Annotated in this window: 17 protein-coding genes and 2 tRNA genes; 10 read left to right on the top strand and 9 right to left on the bottom strand. The window is 70.9% G+C overall.

Going from position 1 to position 18,882, the window contains the following annotated elements:
• Positions 1–118: 118 nt before the first annotated feature.
• The 6 genes from VFR64_08770 to VFR64_08795 all read right to left on the bottom strand — a co-directional run bounded on the left by VFR64_08770 (position 119) and on the right by VFR64_08795 (position 5,012).
• The gene (locus tag VFR64_08770) at positions 119–430 is read right to left on the bottom strand and encodes a hypothetical protein (GenBank protein ID HET9489831.1); all 312 of its coding nucleotides are present in this window, start codon (positions 428–430) and stop codon (positions 119–121) included.
• A gap of 45 nt (positions 431–475) precedes the next feature.
• On the bottom strand, positions 476–691 hold the full coding sequence (locus tag VFR64_08775; GenBank protein ID HET9489832.1) for a hypothetical protein: 216 nt from the start codon (positions 689–691) through the stop codon (positions 476–478).
• Positions 692–878: 187 nt separating this feature from the next.
• Positions 879–954: transfer RNA gene (locus VFR64_08780), tRNA-Glu, on the bottom strand.
• Between the two features lie 26 nt (positions 955–980).
• Positions 981–1,054 (bottom strand) — tRNA-Gln (locus VFR64_08785).
• Positions 1,055–1,130: 76 nt separating this feature from the next.
• Positions 1,131–1,403 carry an HU family DNA-binding protein gene (locus tag VFR64_08790; protein HET9489833.1) on the bottom strand — a complete coding sequence of 91 codons (273 nt, stop codon included), beginning with the start codon at positions 1,401–1,403 and terminating at the stop codon, positions 1,131–1,133.
• A gap of 39 nt (positions 1,404–1,442) precedes the next feature.
• On the bottom strand, positions 1,443–5,012 hold the full coding sequence (locus tag VFR64_08795) for a GAF domain-containing protein (protein HET9489834.1): 3,570 nt from the start codon (positions 5,010–5,012) through the stop codon (positions 1,443–1,445).
• Positions 5,013–5,068: 56 nt separating this feature from the next.
• Between VFR64_08795 and VFR64_08800 the strand changes: the two genes are divergently transcribed.
• From VFR64_08800 to VFR64_08815, 4 genes are read left to right on the top strand one after another with little or no spacing between them, the layout of a single operon-like run.
• Positions 5,069–5,572, top strand: a complete 504-nt coding sequence (locus tag VFR64_08800; GenBank protein ID HET9489835.1) for a permease — start codon at positions 5,069–5,071, stop codon at positions 5,570–5,572.
• Between the two features lie 13 nt (positions 5,573–5,585).
• Positions 5,586–7,136 carry a UbiD family decarboxylase gene (locus VFR64_08805; GenBank protein HET9489836.1) on the top strand — a complete coding sequence of 517 codons (1,551 nt, stop codon included), beginning with the start codon at positions 5,586–5,588 and terminating at the stop codon, positions 7,134–7,136.
• A gap of 2 nt (positions 7,137–7,138) precedes the next feature.
• Positions 7,139–7,999: a UbiA-like polyprenyltransferase gene (locus VFR64_08810; GenBank protein ID HET9489837.1), complete on the top strand. Its 861-nt coding sequence runs from the start codon at positions 7,139–7,141 to the stop codon at positions 7,997–7,999.
• On the top strand, positions 7,996–8,694 hold the full coding sequence (locus tag VFR64_08815) for a ubiquinone/menaquinone biosynthesis methyltransferase (GenBank protein ID HET9489838.1): 699 nt from the start codon (positions 7,996–7,998) through the stop codon (positions 8,692–8,694). Before VFR64_08810 ends, VFR64_08815 begins: the two co-directional genes overlap by 4 nt.
• A gap of 9 nt (positions 8,695–8,703) precedes the next feature.
• On the opposite strand, the gene VFR64_08820 is transcribed toward VFR64_08815, so the two are convergent.
• Positions 8,704–9,549, bottom strand: a complete 846-nt coding sequence (locus VFR64_08820) for an alpha/beta hydrolase (GenBank protein ID HET9489839.1) — start codon at positions 9,547–9,549, stop codon at positions 8,704–8,706.
• A 76-nt stretch (positions 9,550–9,625) separates the two neighbouring features.
• Between VFR64_08820 and VFR64_08825 the strand changes: the two genes are divergently transcribed.
• The 4 genes from VFR64_08825 to VFR64_08840 all read left to right on the top strand — a co-directional run bounded on the left by VFR64_08825 (position 9,626) and on the right by VFR64_08840 (position 14,766).
• Entirely contained in the window at positions 9,626–11,131 is a 1,506-nt protein-coding gene (locus tag VFR64_08825) for a putative glycoside hydrolase (GenBank protein ID HET9489840.1), read from the top strand.
• Complete coding sequence (locus tag VFR64_08830; GenBank protein HET9489841.1) at positions 11,128–12,099, top strand: polysaccharide deacetylase family protein; 972 nt, start codon at positions 11,128–11,130, stop codon at positions 12,097–12,099. The genes VFR64_08825 and VFR64_08830 overlap by 4 nt, the downstream gene beginning before the upstream one ends.
• 259 nt (positions 12,100–12,358) lie before the next feature.
• The gene (locus tag VFR64_08835) at positions 12,359–13,381 is read left to right on the top strand and encodes a GlxA family transcriptional regulator (GenBank protein ID HET9489842.1); all 1,023 of its coding nucleotides are present in this window, start codon (positions 12,359–12,361) and stop codon (positions 13,379–13,381) included.
• Positions 13,378–14,766 carry an FAD-binding oxidoreductase gene (locus VFR64_08840; protein ID HET9489843.1) on the top strand — a complete coding sequence of 463 codons (1,389 nt, stop codon included), beginning with the start codon at positions 13,378–13,380 and terminating at the stop codon, positions 14,764–14,766. Before VFR64_08835 ends, VFR64_08840 begins: the two co-directional genes overlap by 4 nt.
• Here the strand turns inward: VFR64_08840 and VFR64_08845 are convergent.
• The gene (locus tag VFR64_08845; GenBank protein HET9489844.1) at positions 14,763–17,123 is read right to left on the bottom strand and encodes an exo-beta-N-acetylmuramidase NamZ domain-containing protein; all 2,361 of its coding nucleotides are present in this window, start codon (positions 17,121–17,123) and stop codon (positions 14,763–14,765) included. The genes VFR64_08840 and VFR64_08845 overlap by 4 nt on opposite strands.
• 97 nt (positions 17,124–17,220) lie before the next feature.
• On the opposite strand from VFR64_08845, the gene VFR64_08850 reads away from it, so the two are divergent.
• Both VFR64_08850 and VFR64_08855 read left to right on the top strand, forming a co-directional pair.
• Complete coding sequence (locus VFR64_08850; protein ID HET9489845.1) at positions 17,221–18,117, top strand: complex I NDUFA9 subunit family protein; 897 nt, start codon at positions 17,221–17,223, stop codon at positions 18,115–18,117.
• Positions 18,114–18,521, top strand: a complete 408-nt coding sequence (locus tag VFR64_08855; protein ID HET9489846.1) for a hypothetical protein — start codon at positions 18,114–18,116, stop codon at positions 18,519–18,521. The genes VFR64_08850 and VFR64_08855 overlap by 4 nt, the downstream gene beginning before the upstream one ends.
• A 10-nt stretch (positions 18,522–18,531) precedes the next feature.
• Here the strand turns inward: VFR64_08855 and VFR64_08860 are convergent, their stop codons facing one another.
• Positions 18,532–18,810, bottom strand: coding sequence for a hypothetical protein (locus VFR64_08860; protein HET9489847.1), 279 nt, complete (start codon positions 18,808–18,810; stop codon positions 18,532–18,534).
• Between the last annotated feature and the right edge of the window lie 72 nt (positions 18,811–18,882).

Raw genomic sequence — 18,882 nt, forward strand, 5'->3', positions numbered from 1 at the left:
GGCGCCCTAGCTTCGCATTGTCTCGGATGATCTCTGGAGCGCGGTACAGGCACGACGCACGAAAGCCGCCAAACTGTTTCCACGGCGCCGGGCCGGTGGACAGTTGTTCGGCCGCCCCTCATACGGCGATGCCGACTCCCCGTACCTGCTGACAGGTTTCGCAGCCTGCTCCATCTGTGAAGGCTCGGTCGGCGGCCTGACGCGCCTTCATGGCTCTGGCCCGGCCTCTGGGCGAAAGCGCGTCCTCTTCTACAGCTGCACACGCCGGAGGAACCGCGGACCACACGTCTGCACCAACGACGTGGTGCTTCTCGCAGAGGTCGTGGATCAGGTTCTGCTCGATGCCCTCCGCGATGTCCTCGACGACCGGGTGACCGAGGCCGCGGTCGACAAGGCCCTGGAGAGACTTCGCACCGGCCAAGAAGGCCACCTCGACCGCCGGACCCAGATCGAGCGTGAGCTGTCGCTGATCGAGTCACGGCTTGGGCGGCTCATGGAGGCCCTGGTCAGTGGCGGCCCGCTGGAGACCCTGGTCGGACAGGTCAAAACCGAGGAGGACCGGAAGAAGGCGCTGGCGACCGAACTGCAGGGTCTCGCAAAAGCCGAACGCGTCGCGGCGGTCGACAGTCAGCAAATCAAAGGCGAACTCCGCGAGCGGCTGGCGGACGTGAAGGCGCTGCTCGGCCGCCATACCCCGCAGGCCCGCCAGATGCTCAGGAAGCTCGCAGACGGCAAGATCGCGGTCGAGCCAGTCATCCAGGATGGTCGTCGCGGCTTTCGGCTATCCGGACGTCTGAACGTTGGCCGGCTTCTAAAGGGTGAAGTCTATGAGGCAATTGACGCAGGCGTGGCGGCCGACACGGATAACAGTCTTACGGTGGTGGCCCCAACGGGATTCGAACCCGTGTTTCAGCCTTGAGAGGGCCGTGTCCTGGGCCTCTAGACGATGGGGCCGGCCGTTACGACAGGTTGAAGAGAACTGGCTGGGGGAGGAGGATTCGAACCCCCGCTACGTGGTCCAGAGCCACGCGTCCTACCACTAGACGATCCCCCAACCTGTAACGCAACGCATTAGACCACACCACGCCGGGGAGCGTCAACGTGACGCGAGCGAGGCACACACGCCCACGTCACTTCACCGCGCCCTTGAGGAGCCGGCTCGGCCGGAAGCGCGGCACGCGGGCCGACGGAATCTTGATGGTATTCCCGGTGCGCGGGTTGCGGCCGTTGCGGGCGGCGCGCTTGGTGACGACGAACGTGCCGAAGCCGCTGATGGTCACCCGGCGCCCGCGGCGGAGCGAGTCGATGATGCCGCACAGGAAGGCGCTCATCGCGCGCTCGGCAGCGGTCTTGGACCCGCCCGAGGCCTTGGCCATCACCGCGACCAGTTCCGCCTTGGTCATGCCCTCCTCGCGGGGGGAAAAACCGGGTAGGCGGGAACCTTACGCGCGAAGACCCGACGCTGTCAATCGGGTAGCGATGCGACGCACCAGATCGCGAAAGCGGTCTGGCGAGAACGGCTTCTCCAGCACGGGCACTCGCGCTTCGCCGAGGAACGCCCAGGCCCGGTCGTTGGCAGTGTCACCGGTGATGAAGATGAAGCGCTCGGCCAGCGAGGCGTCGGCGGCCACCGCCTCGCGGTAGAACTGCTCCCCGCTGCCCTCGGCCATGCGGATGTCGGACACGACGAGGTCGTAGCGGCGCGCACGGACGCACTCCAGCGCGGCGTGGCCGCCGCCGGCGAGGTCGACCTGCCAGCCGGTCTCGCGGAGCAGGGTCGCCACGAGCTCCACGATGCTGGGCTCGTCGTCGACGATGAGGGCCATGCGGCCCTGCCCGATCGGCTCGAGGTCTGCGGCCGGCTCGCTCGGCGCTCCCGGCGCCGTGGGTCGCGCGGCCGGCAGCTCCAGCGAGAACACGGTGCGGCCCGGCTCGCTCTCCACGGACAGTCGGCCGCCGTGCTCCTCCGCGATGCCATACGACACCGACAGGCCGAGCCCCGTGCCCGAGCCGACCTCCTTGGTCGTGAAGAACGGCTCGAACACCCGTGGCAGGTGCTCGGACGGGATGCCCGGCCCGGTGTCCTCGACGCTGGCCCGCACGGTGCGGCCGCCGTCCACGACGCGGGTCCGGAACACGATGCTACCGCCGCTGCCGGTCGCGGTGATGGCCTGCTCGGCGTTGAGCAGCAGATTGAGGAAGACCTGCGTGAGTTGCTGCGCATCGCCGACGACCGGGGGCAGCTCGGGATCGACGTCACGCTCGACGGCGATACGGGACAGCGTCAGCTGGTTCACGCGCAACGTCAGCGTCTGCTCGATGACCTGATTGAGGTCGACGGGCGTCCGCTCCGGCGGCCGCTGGCGAGCGAAGTAGAGCAGGTTCCGGACGATCTTGGCCATGCGGTCGGCCTGCTGGACCATGAGCTCCAGGGGGCGCCGCATGTTGTCAGCGACGCCGCGGCTCAGCAGGAGCTGCCCGTAGCCCATGATGACGCTGAGCGGGTTGTTGATCTCGTGAGCGACGCCGGAGACGAGCTGGCCGACAGCCGACATCTTCCCGGCCTGCAGGAGCTGGGCCTGCGTCTCGCGCAGCCGGGCCAGGCTGTCGCGGGCGCTGGCGTAGAGGCGGGCTGTCTCGAAGGCCAGCGAGGCCTGGTCGGCGAAGGCCTGCACCAGGCGCAGTTCGTCCCAGGAAAAGCGGCGCCCGGGCGCTGCGCCCATGGTGATGGCGCCCACCACGTGGTCGCGGACCATCAGGGGGGCGGCGACGACCGCCCGATATCCCAGCGTCTCGATCTGCGCGCGCAGCTCGGGCGACAGGCGGATCTCGGTGTCGGCCAGCATGTCGGGAGTGGCCATGATCCGGCGCTCCTGCACCGCGCGGCCGGCCATGCCCTCGCCGGCCGGCAGCGTGCTGCCTTTGCTGCTCGGCGCCCGGCCGAAGGAGGAGATGAGGGTGAGCGCGCCGCTGTCCGGCTCATAGCGATAGACCACCGAGCCGATGCCGCCCAGGAGCTCGACGATGCCCCGCGCCACCAGATCGGCGATGCGCTCGAGGTCCAGGGCGCCGGTGAGCTCGCCGCCCAGACGGGCCAGCGCCTCGGCCACCTCCCGCCCGCGCTGGGCCTCCAGGAACAGGCGGGCGTTCTGGATGGCCACGCTGGCCTGGGCGATGAACATGTCGACGACGCTGCGGGTCTCCTCTGTGAAGCGGATGGGCTCGGAATGACAGAGCACGAGCACGGCCAGCAGCTCGTCGCCCGCCATCACCGGGTAGCCGGCGAAGGCCTGGATGCCCCAGCGCCGCCACCAGTCGCGATGGATCATCCGCTCGTCCAGCGCGGCGTCGTCGATCCGGAGGGGGACGCGGTGGCGGGCCAGCCAGCCCTCGCCGCCGACCTCGTAGCCGACGGTGGGCTGGGGGAACTCCTCGGCGATCGCGGGCACCGACGCGCTCTTGACGGTGAGCGTGCGCCGCTCCTCGTCGGCCAGCCAGAACAGCGCGTACTTGACCCCCGTGAGGTCGGCGGCCGACTCGGCGATCATGCGGAGCAGCGCCTCGAGGTTCAGCGCGCTGGAGATGCGCTGGTTGATGGCGGCCAGCGCGCCCACCCGCGCCGCCTGCGTGCGCTCGGCCTGGTAGAGCGAGGCGTTGCGGATCGCGATGCCGGCGTAGGCCGCCATGAAGCGCAGCGCCTCCTGCGTCTCGCGGTCGGGCAGGCCGCGGGGGGCGATGTAGTCGAGCACGCCGAGCAGATTGTCGGCCACCATGATGGGCAGCCCGTGGTAGGTGGCCGTCGGTCGCGCCTTCCACCAGGGCCGGGCGATGGCGCGGGGGTGCTCGGCCGGGGCGGCGATCGCGATGGGCTGGCGCCGCTCGAAGACGAGCCCGGCCAGCCCGAGGTCGGCCGCCCGTTCAGCGGGGCGATCGCGCAGGTCCTCGCTGGAGGTGGCGGTGACGCGCAGGATGTGGTGGGCGGGGTCGTAGAGGTGCACGGCGGCCTTGGCCCCGGGGGCCATGCCCGCCGCCGCGTTGACGATCCGCTGCATGACGTCGGCCGTGTCCAGGGAGGCGGTGATGGACTGGCTCAGCTCGGCCAGATCGCGCAGCCGCTCGGCGCGCCGGATGGCCTCGGCGTAGAGCCGCGCGTTGTCGATGGCGATGGCAGCCTGCTCGGCGAGCAGCGACAGCGCCTGGGTCTCGTCGGAGCCGACGACGCGCTCGGTCCAGTAGTGCACGACCAGCGCGCCGTGGACGCCGCCCTGGGACGACAGCGGAGCGGCCGCCACGGCCTTGAAACCCTCGCGCTCGATCTGGGCCCGGCGTTCGACGGAGAGCTTCACGTCCGGATCGGTCAGGATGTTCGAGGTGGCGACGGGCCGGCCCTCCAGCACGGCGCGGCTCACGGGCCCGCCGCTGACCGGGATGGCGCCGGCACTGGCGTATCGATCGCTCAGGCGTCCGGCCGCGCGCATGACCCGCAGCTCGGACGTCTCGCCATCCCAGGAGACCACGAGCGCGGAGTCCGCCGCCATGACTTCCAGCGTCTTCGCCGCGATGGTGTCGAGCGTCTTGTCGAGGTCGAGCGATGAGGTGAGCGAGCGGCCCACTGCCTCCATGGCCCCCACGATCAGCGTGCGCCGCCTCACCTCGGTGACGTCGCTGATGAAGGCGGCGGCGCCGATGATACGGTTGCCCTCGCCCCGCAGCGGCACGCAGCGCACGTCCACCGGCACGCCCGAGGGCAGCTCCGCCGAGAACGAGACATCGCCCACCAGCGCGCGGCCCAGATGCTCGGGGAGCGCGATGGCGTCCAGGGCCGGCACCAGCTGGCGGAGGCCGCGCCCGCAGGCGGCGTCGTGATCGACGCCGGTCAGGCGCTCCAGGAAAACGTTCCAGTGCATGACGGTCAGCTCGGTGTCGACCACGAGCAAGCCACCGTCGATCGTGTCGACGAGACCCCAGAGGAGGGAGCCGCCACGGGCGGCGGGCAGGTCGCGAAGAGGCATACGGCCACTATAGCGCGTGCAATAATGTCCCGGCCAAATCCTCGGAAGGAGCCGGCATGCGCCCAGCTTTCGACATCTCGTCGCTCATCCTGATCACCCTCGCGCTGGCGCTGGCGGTGGTGGCCTATATCAAGGACCCGGGCTTGCCCTGGATCGGCGCGAAGACTGGGTTTTCGCTGTTGTGGGTGATTTTGCCCAGGCTGGTGCCGGCGCTGCTGCTGGCCGGCTTGCTGCAGGTCCTGGTGCCCCAGGACGTCGTGGCCCGATACTTCGGGCGCACCAGCGGGCTCAAGGCCATCGTCGTGGCCTCCGCGGCCGGCCTGATCACCCCCGGCGGGCCGATGGTCACGGTCCCCTTCATGGTCGTCCTCGCCAACTCGGGCATGGCGCTGCCGCCGCTGGTCGCCTATATGACGTCGTGGTCGCTCTTCGGCATGCAGCGGATCATCAGCTGGGAGGCTCCGCTCATGGGCTGGCACTTCGTGGCGGTGCGGGTCATCTCCAGCCTGGCCTTTCCCGTGCTCGCCGGGTGGCTCGTGGCCGTCTTCTACTCGGAGTGAGGGGCGGCCGGTCATGGCCTGGCGGGATCTCAGGGAGTTCGTCGATCATCTCCAGCGGCGGGGTCGCCTGCGGCGGGTGGCCGCGCCGGTGTCTCGCGATCTGGAGATCACGGAGATCACCGACCGGGTGTCCAAGGGCGCCGCCGACGGCAACGTGGCCCTGCTCTTCGAGCGGGTACACGGCTTCGACACGCCGGTGCTCATCAACGCCTTCGGGGCCGCGGATCGGATGGCCTGGGCGCTGGGCGTCGAGCGCCTGGACGAGCTGGGCGAGCGGATGGCCAAGCTGCTGGATCTGCGGTTGCCCGGGACCTTCGCCGAGCGGCTGGCCAAGCTCGGCACGCTGATCGACGTCGTCAAGGCCGCGCCCCGCCGTGTCGATACCGCGCCCTGCCAGGAGCTGGTGGAGACGGCCGCCCCGTCGCTGGCGACGATCCCGATCTTGCAGTGCTGGCCGGGCGATGCGGGGCGCTTCATCACCCTGCCCTGCGTCTTCAGCCGCGACCCGGTGACGGGAGCCCGCAACGTCGGCATGTACCGGCTGCAGGTGTTCGACGACCGCACGCTCGGCATGCACTGGCAGACCCACAAAGGCGGCGCCGAGCACGAGCGCCGCGCCCTCGAACGCGCGTTGGCGGAGCCACGCCGCACCTCGACCAGCCCACCCTCGGAGCTAACCGGGCACGCGGCTCCCGCTCCAACAGACCGAGCCGGGCAGGCGGCCCCCGCTCCAACAATACACATCGCCATCGCGCTCGGCGGCGACCCGGCGCTGATCTACGCCGCCTCCGCGCCACTGCCCCCCGGCATGGACGAGGTCGTGTTCGCGGGCTGGCTGCGGGGCAGGGGCGTCGAGATGGTCAAGTGCCGGACCGTCGACCTGGAGGTGCCGGCGCAGGCCGAGTTCGTGCTCGAGGGCTGGGTCGACCCCGCCGAGCGGCGAGTCGAGGGGCCGTTCGGCGATCACACCGGCTACTACTCGCTGGCGCGTCCGTACCCGGTCTTCCATCTCACCGCCGTGACCCGCCGCGCCCGGCCGATCTACCCGACCACCATCGTGGGCCGCCCGCCGCAGGAGGACTACTGGCTGGGCAAGGCCACCGAGCGGCTCTTCCTGCCCATCATCCGGCTGATGCTCCCCGAGGTGGTCGATCTCAACATGCCGGCCGAGGGCATCTTCCACAATCTGGTCATCGTCTCGATCCGCAAGCGCTATCCCGGCCAGGCCCGCAAGGTGATGACCGCGCTGTGGGGCATGGGCCTGATGGCGCTGGCCAAGACGATCGTGGTCGTGAGCGATCACGTCGACGTCCACGATCTGTCCGAAGTGGCCTGGCGCGTCACCGGCAACATCGATCCCCGGCGCGACCTCATGGTGCTGGAGGGCCCCATGGACGACCTCGACCATGCGGCGTTACGCCACCGCTACGGCGGCAAGCTCGGCGTCGACGCCACCGAGAAGGGCCCGCTCGACGAGGTCGGCCAGCCCTGGCCCGACGAGATCGTCATGACCGAGGAGATCCGGGCTCTGGTCAGCCGCCGCTGGACGGAGTACGGCCTCTGAGCGTGCGGGCCGGGAAGCTCGGCCACGTCCTCGGGGCGATCAAGTTCGAGCACACGGTCTTCGCCCTGCCGTTCGCGTACATCGCCATGGTCGTGGCTGCCGGCGGCTGGCCGGGCTGGTGGACCGTCCTCTGGGTCACTGCCGCCATGGCGGGGGCCCGGACGTGCGCGATGGCCGCCAACCGCCTGATCGACCGGGCGATCGACGCGCGCAACCCGCGCACGGCCGGCCGGCATCTGCCCCGCGGCATCCTGCGGCCGGGGGAATTGACGGCGGTGGCCGTGGCCGGGGCGCTGGTCATGGTCGTGAGCGCGGCGATGCTGAATCCGCTGTGCCTGGCGCTGGCCCCGCTAGCCCTGCTCTTCCTCGTCGGCTACTCGTACACGAAGTACTTCACCTGGACGACTCACTGGATCCTGGGCTTCACCGACGGCATCGCGGCCGGCGCCGGCTGGATCGCGGTGACCGGCCGATTCGAGCGGCCCGCCCTCGTGCTGTGGTTCGCGCTCACGGTATGGATCGCCGGCTTCGACCTGCTCTACGCCTGCCAGGACGTGGCCTTCGACCGGGCGCACGGGATCCATTCGGTGCCCGCGCGCTTCGGAGTGGCCGCCGCCCTCCGGCTGGCCCGCGTCAACCACGCGCTGACGGCCGCGGCGCTGGCCGCGCTCGGCTGGCTGGCCGCGCTGGGCCCCGTGTACTGGATCGGCTGGCTGGCCATCGTCGCCCTGCTGATCTGGGAGCACTCCCTGGTGCGGGCCGACGACCTCTCGCGCCTGGATCTGGCCTTCTTCAATGTCAACGGATATATCGCGGTGATCGCGCTCGCTGCCGTGGTCGGCGGCCTGTGGTGGCCGGCGTGACGCCCCCTCGAGCCGGGTACGTGCGCGCGATGTTCACGCGCATCGCCCGGCGCTACGACCTCATGAACACGCTCATGACGGCTGGCCGTCACCATGCCTGGAGAGACACCGTGGCCCGCCTCGTCGCCGCGTCGCCTCCCGGTCCCGTTCTCGATTTGGCCACGGGGACGGGTGACCTCGCCGTCGCCATCCGTGAGGCTGCCCCCGAGCGCCCTGTCGTCGGCGTCGACTTCTCCGAGGGGATGCTGGGCCAGGCGCGCCTCAAGCTGCAGGCTCGACGCGTTCGCGGGATCGCCCTGGTGAACGCCGACGCGCTGGCCCTGCCCTTCGCCGGGGGAACCTTCGCCTGTGTCACCTCGGCCTTCCTGCTGCGCAACCTGGAGGACCTGCCCCGCGGGCTCGCCGAGATGCGCCGGGTGACACGCGCCGGCGGACGGGTGATCACGCTCGACATCGTGCGTCCCGCCATGCCGCTCTGGGGCGCGGTGTTCGGCCTCTACTTCGGGCGCGTGGTGCCGGCGGTCGGCGCGCTCGTGGCCGGCGACCGCGCCGCCTACGCCTACCTGCCCCAGTCGGTCAACCGCTTCGTGAGCCCCCAGGAGCTCGCCCGCCTGATGAGGGCAGCGGGGCTGCGCGAGGTGACCTGGCGGACGCTCGCGCTCGGGACCGTCGCCCTCCACCTCGGCGTCGCCTGAGGGCGACGCTCAGTCCAGCCCGCGCAGGTAACGCTCGAGCACCCGCACGAAGGCGTCGGGAGCGTCGAGCACGAGATGGTGGTGGGTGCCGGGGATCTCGACCAGCTCCGCACGCGGCAGCTCGGCTCGCATGCGCTCGGCCAGATCGCGCGGCAGCACCGGGCTCAGCTCGGCGCGGACGATGAGGGTCGGCACGGCGATGCCCGCGAGCAGCGTCCGGATGTCGGCCGGCCGCCGGGTGCGGTTCGTGTCGGGATCGAACCGGTAGCGCCAGCCCCCATCGCGCCGGACGATGCCGGCCCGGGCCAGATGGGCCAGGAGCGCCGGCGGCGCGACCGTCTCGGGTGGCAGCAAGCGAAACGCCGTGACGGCCGCCTCCGGCGTGGCGTGCAGACGCAGCGCCCGCTGGCCCCGGCGGTGCATCCGCTCGAGCCGCTCGGCCGGGATCGCGGGACGGGAGTCGACGACGACCAGGCCGCGTACGAGCTCGGAGTGCCAGGCCGCGAAGGCCAGCGCGTTGTGACCGCCCATCGAGTGGCCCACCACGACGGCCCGCCGCCAGGCGAGCGCCTGCATCACCTGCCGGAGATCTTCGACGAAGTCCTCGGTCGCGTAGGCAGCCGGCGAGGCCCAGCCGCTCTCGCCGTGACCCCGCTGGTCGAGCGATATCACGTGATACCGGTCGGCGAAGGCCGGCGCCACCAGATCGAACCAGTGCGCGTGGGCCGAGCCGCCGTGCAGGAAGCAGAGCGCCGGTCGTCCGGGCGTTCCCCACTCCAGCGCGTGCAGCGTGAGGCCGCTCGCCGCGAAGAGGCGATGCCGCGCGTGCTCGCAGCCGAGGCGCAACGTCGTCATTTCATTCACGTGCCGCGCGTGCCGACATTTTCTTTGGTAGGCGTGAAATGCGTTGGCTAGGGTCGAAGTCAGGGAGATGGAGGAGACACAACCGCACGGTATCACGCATCATCTGCTCGATAGTGCATATGCACTGTGTCTGCTGAGCCTGGCGGTCGTCTTCGGGTACGCCGTGTTCGCACCGACCATCTCGCCCGCCACGCCCATGTTGAGCCAGCATACCGCGACGCCGCAGGCGGAAGCGGTCACGACCCCGGTGGTCAAGATCGAGCCAGCCGTCGTCCCGCGCCGGCTGACCGAGCGCCGTCCGGCCCTGGTGCCGCCATCTCCCACGCCCCGTCCGGTCGTGACCTCGGACGTCCCCTGGCCCGCCCGGGTGAGCGGGCGCGTCCTCGATCCCGAGCAGCGGCCGGTGCCCGGCGCCGCCGTGGCCGCCAGCGGGCGCGAGCTGAAGGCCGACGACGAGGGCCGCTTCACGCTCGTCGACCTGCCGCCGGGCACGCCGGTCGTCGTCAAGGTGCCGGGCTACGCGCGCGTCATCCTCGAGCCCACGGCCAAGCCGCTCGAGATCGTGCTCAAGCCGCTGAACGTCAAGGCGGCCTACCTCACCTACTTCGGGTTCGCCGACCGCGGCATCCGGGGCCGGGTCATGGAGCTCCTCGAGACCACGGAGCTCAACGGCGTCGTGATCGACATCAAAGGCGATCGGGGCTGGATCCCCTATCGCACGGAGGTGCCGGCGGCCGTCGCCGCGGGCGCGCTGGGCCCGGTCATCCTGCGCGATTTCGACAGCCTCATGGCCGGGCTCAAGGCCCGGGGCGTCTACACCATCGCCCGCATCGTGGCGTTCAAGGACAACGTGCTGGCCCGCGCTCGCCCCGAGCTGGCCATCATCGACACTCGCAACGGCAACCCGTGGGTCGATCAGGAAAAGCTGGCCTGGGTCGATCCGTTCCGCGAGGAGACCTGGAGCTACAACATCGAGATCGCCAAAGAAGCCGCCCGCAAAGGCTTCGACGAGATCCAGTTCGACTACGTGCGCTTCCCCACTGACGGTCGCCTGTCCGCGGCCCGGTACTCGAAGCCCGTCACCCAGCAGTCGCGGCTGGCCACCATCAGCGGGTTCCTCGCGCGGGCCCGGCGCGAGCTCGGCGCCCTGGGCGTCTTCGTCGCCGCCGACACCTTCGGCTACACCGCCTTCAACGCGAACGACACCGATATCGGCCAGCGGGTCGAGGAGCTCGCCCCCCACCTCGACTTCATCTGTCCGATGGTCTACCCCTCCGGCTATCACCTGGGCGTCCCCGGCTACCGCAACCCGGTGACCCATCCCTACGAGGTGGTGTACGAGAGCGTGCGCGCCATCAGCCGGCGGTCGGGGAGCCACCCCGTGCGCGTGCGGCCGTGGCTGCAGGACTTCAAGGATTACGCGTTCGACCGCCGGATCTTCGGCCCCGCCGAGGTCCGTGCTCAGATCAAGGGCTCCGACGACGCGGGCGGCGCGGGCTGGATGCTGTGGAACCCGCGCAACCGCTACACCGGCGCCGCCCTCAATCCCAAGGGCTCGCTGGCCGCTCGATGATCCGCCTCGTCACCGCCGTCATCCTGGCGTTCGCCGCCGCCGGCGCCGTCTCCGCCGAGCCCCTGCCGCCCAACGAGCTCGGGCGCCTCATGATCCTCGAATACCACCGGATCGACTACCCGGAGGAGCGCTGGACGCGCACACCCGAGAACTTCCGGCGCGACCTGGAAACGCTCTACGCGCGCGGCTACCGCCTGGTCGCCCTGAACGACGTCCTGGACGGCCGGATCGCCGTGCCGGCGGGCATGAGCCCGGTGGTGCTGACCTTCGACGATTCCTCGCCCGGGCAGTTCCGCTATCTGGAGCGTAACGGCGCGCTGGAGATCGACCCCAAGTCGGCTGTCGGGATCCTGGAAGCCTTCATCGCGGAGCGGCCGGACTTCGGACGGGCGGCCACCTTCTTCGTGCTGCCGGGCGCCAGTCGGCCCAACCGGCTGTTCAATCAGCCCGAGCACGAGGGCCGCAAGCTGCGCTATCTCGTGTCCCGCGGCTACGAGATCGGCAACCACACGCTCTGGCACGCCAACCTGGGCAAGTACTCCGAGTCCACCGTCCGCGCCCAGATCGCCGAGGCCCAGGTCTGGGTCCAGCGCCATGTCCCCGACTACCGCCTTCGCACGCTGGCCCTGCCCCACGGCGTCTACCCGCGCGACGTGACCTGGGCGCTGCAGGGCAGCGCCAAGGGCACCACTTACCGCAACGACGCCATCCTCATGGTGGCCGGAGGCGCCGCGCCGTCCCCCTTCGCGCGGGCATTCGATCCGGTCCGCTTGCCCCGCATCCAGGCCGTGGAGCGCGACCTGGCCTACTGGCTCAAGTACTTCGAGCGGCGGCCTCAGGAGCGGTTCGTCAGCGACGGCGACCCCACCACGGTGACGATTTCCGCCGGCGCCCGAGACAAGCTCCGCGCGCCGCTACCCGCCCAGCTGCGCGTGATCGAGCGCCACCGTCTCGTCGAATCCCGCTAACAGGCAAGTTGGACGCCAGCTGAAGTCGCGACTCACGTGAACGGGGGAGGTTTGGATGGGCGCGCGCCTCATGCCCCCTCCACGCCTGAGATTCCGGCGCCCGGCGCCCCGACTGCCGGCGTCCCGACGCGGACCATCGCCGACCACTGACGATCCCGGTCCTGACGCCGGCCTGGTGGCTGGCAGGATCTTTGGGTTGAATGGCATTGCGGACATGCCCCGCCGGTGAGACAACAGGCCCCGCAGCAGGAGGGCGTTCATGGGTCCTCGCCGCATCGTCATGGTCGCGATGCCCTGCAAGGAAGTCGTCGAGATCGGCGGGGTCCTCGATGCGCTCTACGCCGCCAACCAGATCCTGATCACAGCGGGCGCCACGGACCCCGGTTACCTCGCGGAGGTGGTGTCGCCGGTCGTCACCGTCCGCGCGTGGACTGGGTTCCGGCTGGTGGCCGAGCGCTCCTTCCGCAACGTGCGCGGGCCGGTCGACACGCTCATCGTCACCGGCGTCGACGGACCGGAGGACGCGCGCCGCCATCCGGACCTGGTTCGCTGGCTGGGGCGCATGGCACCGCGCGTCCGGAGGGTCGTCGGCCTGTGCACCGGCGCCTACGTGCTCGCCGAGGCCGGGCTGCTCGACGGCCGCCGCGCGACGACACACTGGGCGGACTGCAACGCACTCGCCCGGCGTTATCCCCGCGTGATCGTCGAGCCCGATCCCATCTATGTCCGCGACGGCAACGTGTACACGTCAGCGGGCGCCACCGCCGGGCTCGATCTGCTGCTCGCACTCATCGAAGAAGATCTCGGCCGTGGCGTCGCGCTCAGGGTGGCCCAGCGCATGGTGCTGTTCCTGAAGCGTCCGGGCGGCCAGGCCCAGTTCAGCGCGCAGCTGTCGGGCCAGCTCGCCGAGCGGGAGCCGTTCCGCGAGCTTCAGGCCTGGATGCTGGACCACCCGGGGGCCGACCTCGCCGTCGATGCCCTCGCGCGGCGCGTTCACATGAGCCCGCGGAACTTCTTCCGCGTGTTCGTGCGCCAGGTCGGCATGACGCCGGCGCGCTTCGTCGAGCGTGCACGTGTGGAGGCGGCGCGCCGTCTGCTCGAGACCACGTCGCGCGGCGTGTCCGATATCGCAGCCGCGTGCGGCTTCGGCGCCCCGGAGACGATGCGCCTGGCCTTCCGCCGGACGCTCGGTGTCAATCCCGCAGCCTATCGCAGCCGATTCAGCGGCACGGACACCGTGCGCTCCGCCCGTCCCCTTGCAACCCGGGGAGGTTCCCCATGATGCGCACCGCCCTGCTCACGGACTTTCGCGCCAGCTTGCGTGGCGAGGCCCTCACCCCGGGCGATCCCGAATACGATCGCGCCCGGCGCGTCTACAACGCCATGATCGACCGCCGACCGGCCGTGATCGTCCGCTGCGCCGGCGCGGCGGACGTCGTCGCCTCCATCGCCTTCGCGCGGGCCAACGGACTCCGCGTGGCGGCGCGCGGCGGCGGTCACAACGTCTCGGGCAAGGCGGTGCCCGAGGGCGGCGTCATGATTGACCTGTCGCCGATGAAGGCGTGCCGGGTGGACGTCGGGCGACGCCTGGCCCGCGCCGAGGCGGGGCTCACGCTGGCCGAGTTCGATCACAGCTGCCAGGCTTTCGGCCTCGCCACGACCACGGGTATCGTCTCGACGACCGGCATCGCCGGGCTCCCGCTCGGCGGGGGGATCGGCTGGCTCAACGGCAGGTACGGCCTCGCCTGCGACAACGTCGTGTCGGTGGAGATCGTCACCGCGGACGGGCAGACTCGCACCGCGAGCGCCGATGAGGATCCCGATCTGTTCTGGGCGGTGCGGGGCGGCGGCGGCAACGTGGGCATCGTCACCTCGTTCGAGTACCGGCTCCACCCGGTGGGACTGGTGCTGGGCGGGGGCATCGCCTTCCCGCTGGCCCAGGGCGCGCGGGTCCTGCGCTTCTATGAGCAGTTCGCGCGCGAGTGCCCCGACGAGCTCAGCGTGAACGCCGGCGTGGGGGCGCTGCCAGACGGATCGCCGTTCCTGGGCGTCGCCGTCGCGTGGTGCGGCCCGCTGGACGCTGGAGAGCGCGCCCTGAAACCCTTGCGCACGTTCCTCACGCCCCTCGCCGACATGATTGCGCCCATGTCCTATGTCGATCTCCAGCGAGGCGGCGACGAAGGGTTCCCGCGCGGCCGACGACACTACTGGAAGGCGGGATTCTTGCGACGCCTGGACGCCGCGGCCATCGACGTGCTGCTCGACTTCGCCGCGCGGCGGCCGTCCCCGCACACGCAGATCGGACTGCAGCAGATGCACGGCGCGGCGGCCCGGGTGGCGCCGGGCGTCACGGCATTCCCGCATCGCCGGGACCAGTGGGACTGCCTCATCCTGTCACAGTGGGACCGGCCCGAGGACGATGCCGCCAACATCGCCTGGACCCGCGCCTTCTACACGGCGATGACGCCGCACCTCGAGCGCGACGTCTACGTCAACGACCTCGGCGACGACGAGGCTGACCGGGTGCCTGCCGCCTACGGTTCCAACCTCGGCCGTCTGGCCGCCATCAAGACGAAGTACGACCCCGAAAACGTCTTCCACGCGAACCAGAACGTCGCGCCGGCGTCGAAGCGGGAGGCAGCCGGAGGACTACCCCTTCCAACCTAGGGGTAGATCAGATACGAGGCCCGTCGCGTCGCGAAGGCGGGCCGCTCCAGCTCCGACCAGCTCATCAGTCGGTCCAGCGGCTCGCCCCTGAGGAACGCCCACATCGTCGGGCGATGGACGAGCAGATACTGCATGTTCTCCGGCCTGAACTGGTCCCGGTGCAGGGCCCGTAGCTCGCTGGCCAGCGCCAGCGCCACCGTCACCGGCCGGATCGCGTCCCGGTCGGTCACGATGACGCGCACGCCCCAGCACGTGGTCAGGGCGTGCTTGTCGTCGGCGGGCATGAACATCACCGGCTGGAACTTCACGCCGGGCAGTTGCCGGGCGGTGAGCGCCCGGGCGAGCCCGTGGGGATCGACCCAGGGCGCGCCCACGACCTCGAACGGTGTGTCGGTCCCCCGCCCCACGGAGAGGTTGGTGGCCTCCAGCAAGCCGATGCCGGAGTAGAGCAGCGCCTGGGTCACCGAACGGATGTTGGGCGAGGGATTCACCCAGGGCAGCCCCGTCTCGTCGTACCACCGCGCGCGCTGCCAGCCCGCCGCGGGGACGACGGTCAGCGACACCGGCAGCCGGCGCTCGGCCGCCACCAGGCGAGCGAATTCGCCGATGGTGAGGCCGGTCCGCACGGGGATGGGGTGCGGCGCCGTGAACGACTTGAGGTCGGGCTCCATCACCGGGCCCTCGATGACCCGGCCCGTAATCGGGTTGGGGCGGTCGAGCACCACGACGGGAAGGCCGCGCCGCCCAGCCTCCTCCATGACGTAGACGAGCGTGGTCAGGTAGGTGTAGTAGCGGACGCCGACGTCCTGGATGTCGTAGACCAGCACGTTCAGTCCGCGCAGCATCTCGGCCGTCGGCCGCCGGGTCGGACCGTAGAGGCTCCAGATGGGCGTCCCGGTCGCCGGGTCCCGGCCGTGCGGCACGTCGGCGTTGGCGTCGCCCATGATGCCGTGCTCGGGGGTGAAGATCGCCCCCAGACGCACGCCGGCCGCGCGGGCGAAGAGATCGATCCCGCGGCGGCCCTGCGCATCGATGCCCGTCTGGTTCGTGATCAGGCCCACGCTGTTGCCCTGGAACGGCGCGAAGTTCAGCTCGACCATGACGTCCAGGCCCGAGCGCACGCGGCCCGGCGTGGCGGTGGGCACCTGCAGCACCGATCCGACGTGCTCCTCGCCATCGGAGGCCGGGCCCGGGGCCGCCACCATCGTGGGCGCCGGCGGCGGCCGGAAGAGCGCCGCCCCCACCGCCGCGCTCACCCGCAAACGGAGCTCCCGGATGCGCGCGGCGCCGCCTCCGCTGGGGTACACGCGGTTGGTGAGGAGAATCATGTAGCTTCGGCTGAGCGGATCGATCCACACCGCGGTGCCGGTGAAGCCCGTGTGGCCGATGGAGTCCGCCGGGAAGAACGGCGCCATCGGCTGGGCGAACCCCGAGTTGACGTCCCACCCCAGCGCGCGGCGGCCGTCGGCCTCCGTGAACCGCGTCCACATCTGCTGCACGGTGCCCGGGCGGAGAATCCGCTTGCCCTCCAGCTCGCCGCCGTTGAGCAGCAGGCGGCAGATCCGGGCGATGTCGGCGGCGGTGGAGAACATCCCGGCATGGCCGGCCACGCCGCCGAGCTGCCGGGCCCGCGGGTCGTGGACCCGCCCGCGCAGCACGCCCGAGGCGTTGATCTCGGTCGGCGCCACTCGCGGCTTCACGGACTCGGAGGGGTGAAAGGAGGTGTCGCGCAGCCCCAGCGGCCGGAACAGCAGGCGTTCCAGGAAGCGGTCCAGGGGCTCGCCGCTGACCCGGCGGACGACCTCGCCGAGCACGATGAAGCCGGTGTCGCTGTACTGGAATCCCGTGCCCGGCGGGTAATCGAGAGGACGCCGGGCCAGCGCGCGCGCCGCCGCGGGAAAGCCGTGGGCGAGGGCGTCGTGGGCGGGCAGCGCGGGAAAGCCGGCCGTGTGGGCGAGAATCCGCTCGATGGTGACCTCGAGGAACGCGCCGCGGCGGAACTCCCGCAGGTAGCGCCCCACCGGCGCGTCAAGCTGGATGTCGCCGCGCTCCACCAGGGCCATGATCGCGATCGTGGTCCCGAGCGGCTTGGTCAGCGAGGCGATGTCGAAGATCGTGTCCGTCGTCATGGGGTCGGGTTCGGGCGCCAGGCTGCGCCAGCCCCAGGCGCGGTTGAGCAGGACTTGATCCCCCCGCCCCACCAGCACGACGACGCCGGGGATCTCTCCGGAGGCGACGGCCTCCCGGGCGGCGGCGTCGACGTCCGCGAAGTCCACCCCGGGGACGGCGAGCGACGCGGCGGACGTCAGGATGAGGGCGAGCATGACGGCCGGAATCGCGATCAGGCGAACAGCCACGGGGCATCTTAGCATCGGCGGGCGCGTAGACCGAAGCAGCGCGCGACCCGGCCCGCTCCCGCCCTCGACATGCTTGTGCTAGCGTAGGGGCTGTCGTATGCCCCGCGTCTTCGTCACTGGCGCGACCGGGTTCGTCGGGCGGGCTGTGATCCAGGCCCTGCGTGCCGGTGGTCACACCGTGCGCTGCCTCGTTCGCCGGGGCTCCGAGCGCGATCTGCGGGGGCTGGGTGCCATCGAGCGCGTGGAAGGCGATGTCCTGGTCCGCCAGGGGCTGGACGAGGACATGGCCGGTTGCCAGGCCGTCATCCACCTGGTCGGGATCATCCGCGAGCAGCCCTCCCGCGGGATCACCTTCGAGCAGGTCCACACCCAGGGCACCGTCAACGTGCTGGAGGCGGCGGCGGCCGCCGGGGTCCGGCGCTTCCTGCACATGAGCGCCCTGGGGACGCGACCGCACGCGCGCGCGCGCTATCATCGGACCAAGTGGGCCGCCGAGGAAGCGGTGCGGGCCAGCGGGCTGCGCTGGACGATCTTCCGGCCCTCCATCATCTACGGGCGCGGCGACGACTTCGTCACCATGCTCGCCTACTTCGTCAGGCGCTACCCGGTGATGCCGGTGATCGGCAGTGGACGTCAGCGCCTGCAACCGGTGCCCGTGGAGCACGTCGCCGAGGGGTTCGCGCGGGCGCTGATCACGCCCCTGGCCGAGAAGCAAATCTACGAGGTAGGCGGCCTCGACACGGTGAGCCTGATCGAGCTGCTCGACCTGATCGGGGCGGCGGTGGGCCGCCGGCGGGTGCGCAAGCTGCACATTCCCCTCGGGGTGATGCGCCCGCTCGCGATGCTGCTCCACCGTCTGCCGGGCTTCCCCGTCACGCCGGATCAGCTCTTGATGCTCGAGGAGGACAACGCCGGGGATCCCGCGCCCTTCTATTCGACCTTCGGCTTGACGCCCATGCCGCTGGCCACCGGTCTTCGTCGCATGCTGGAGTGAGCGTGCCGTTCCGCACCGGCCCCGATCAGCCTCGCGATCTGCTCGCCCTCATCGAGCACGAGGTCCGCGAGCGCATCGCGGACGCCGTGGACGCGGTGAGTCTCGAGGTGATGGTCCAGCGGCGCCGCCGTCAGGGCCTGCCGGGTCCCGTCACGGAGAGCGCTGCCGACCGCGCCGAGTTCACCGCCGGGGTGCGCGCGTTCCTGGAGCGGCTCGGCGTCGAGATTCTTCCCGCGCTCGCCCCGGACCAGCAGCGCCTGGTCGCGGAGGCGGCCACCCGCGCCGGCGCCGACGTCGTCGCTGGCTTGCTGGCCACCCAGCTGACGCTGGCCCGCGAGCTTCCGGACTACTGGCAGCGTTTCGAAGCCGTGCGCCTCGCCTTCACCGGCGAGCGCCGCGCCTGAGCCGGCGTGCTCACGCGCACTCCCGGAAGGACGCATCCTCCCCGGCCGCCTTCCAGGCAGCCAGCGCCCAGAGGTTCTCCAGATCGTCGAGGCTTCGACGCCAGCGGCCGTAGCCGTCGACGAGCGATGCCCTGACGGCGGCCATCTGGCTCTCGACCTCGTCCAGCCGCCGCCTGAGACCGGGGTTCCCCACGGCGGTGGCCTCCAGGCATCCGCCGGGAATGCTGCCGGCCAGCCGGTCCAGAAGCTGGCTAACGTCGTCATTGAGGACCTGCTCCATGCGGCTCATCTGCCCCTGCCTCCTCTCCCCCCGGCGGGCCGGGCCCATATACTCATCACATGATGAGCTTGATGTCAAGCC

It is taken from the genome of Candidatus Methylomirabilota bacterium, from assembly GCA_035709005.1.
Lineage (GTDB): Bacteria > Methylomirabilota > Methylomirabilia > Rokubacteriales > CSP1-6 > 40CM-4-69-5.

What these genes read in the sequence shown, in the direction of transcription:
- VFR64_08800 (HET9489835.1), top strand. Translation starts at nt 5,069, where the DNA reads ATGCGCCCAGCTTTCGACATCTCGTCGCTCATCCTGATCACCCTCGCG.
- VFR64_08795 (HET9489834.1), bottom strand. Translation starts at nt 5,012, where the DNA reads ATGCCTCTTCGCGACCTGCCCGCCGCCCGTGGCGGCTCCCTCCTCTGG.
- VFR64_08830 (HET9489841.1), top strand. Translation starts at nt 11,128, where the DNA reads ATGATCCGCCTCGTCACCGCCGTCATCCTGGCGTTCGCCGCCGCCGGC.
- VFR64_08835 (HET9489842.1), top strand. Translation starts at nt 12,359, where the DNA reads ATGGGTCCTCGCCGCATCGTCATGGTCGCGATGCCCTGCAAGGAAGTC.
- VFR64_08825 (HET9489840.1), top strand. Translation starts at nt 9,626, where the DNA reads ATGGAGGAGACACAACCGCACGGTATCACGCATCATCTGCTCGATAGT.
- VFR64_08860 (HET9489847.1), bottom strand. Translation starts at nt 18,810, where the DNA reads ATGAGCCGCATGGAGCAGGTCCTCAATGACGACGTTAGCCAGCTTCTG.
- VFR64_08820 (HET9489839.1), bottom strand. Translation starts at nt 9,549, where the DNA reads ATGACGACGTTGCGCCTCGGCTGCGAGCACGCGCGGCATCGCCTCTTC.
- VFR64_08805 (HET9489836.1), top strand. Translation starts at nt 5,586, where the DNA reads ATGGCCTGGCGGGATCTCAGGGAGTTCGTCGATCATCTCCAGCGGCGG.
- VFR64_08775 (HET9489832.1), bottom strand. Translation starts at nt 691, where the DNA reads ATGGCGGCCGAGCAGCGCCTTCACGTCCGCCAGCCGCTCGCGGAGTTC.
- VFR64_08790 (HET9489833.1), bottom strand. Translation starts at nt 1,403, where the DNA reads ATGACCAAGGCGGAACTGGTCGCGGTGATGGCCAAGGCCTCGGGCGGG.
- VFR64_08850 (HET9489845.1), top strand. Translation starts at nt 17,221, where the DNA reads ATGCCCCGCGTCTTCGTCACTGGCGCGACCGGGTTCGTCGGGCGGGCT.
- VFR64_08840 (HET9489843.1), top strand. Translation starts at nt 13,378, where the DNA reads ATGATGCGCACCGCCCTGCTCACGGACTTTCGCGCCAGCTTGCGTGGC.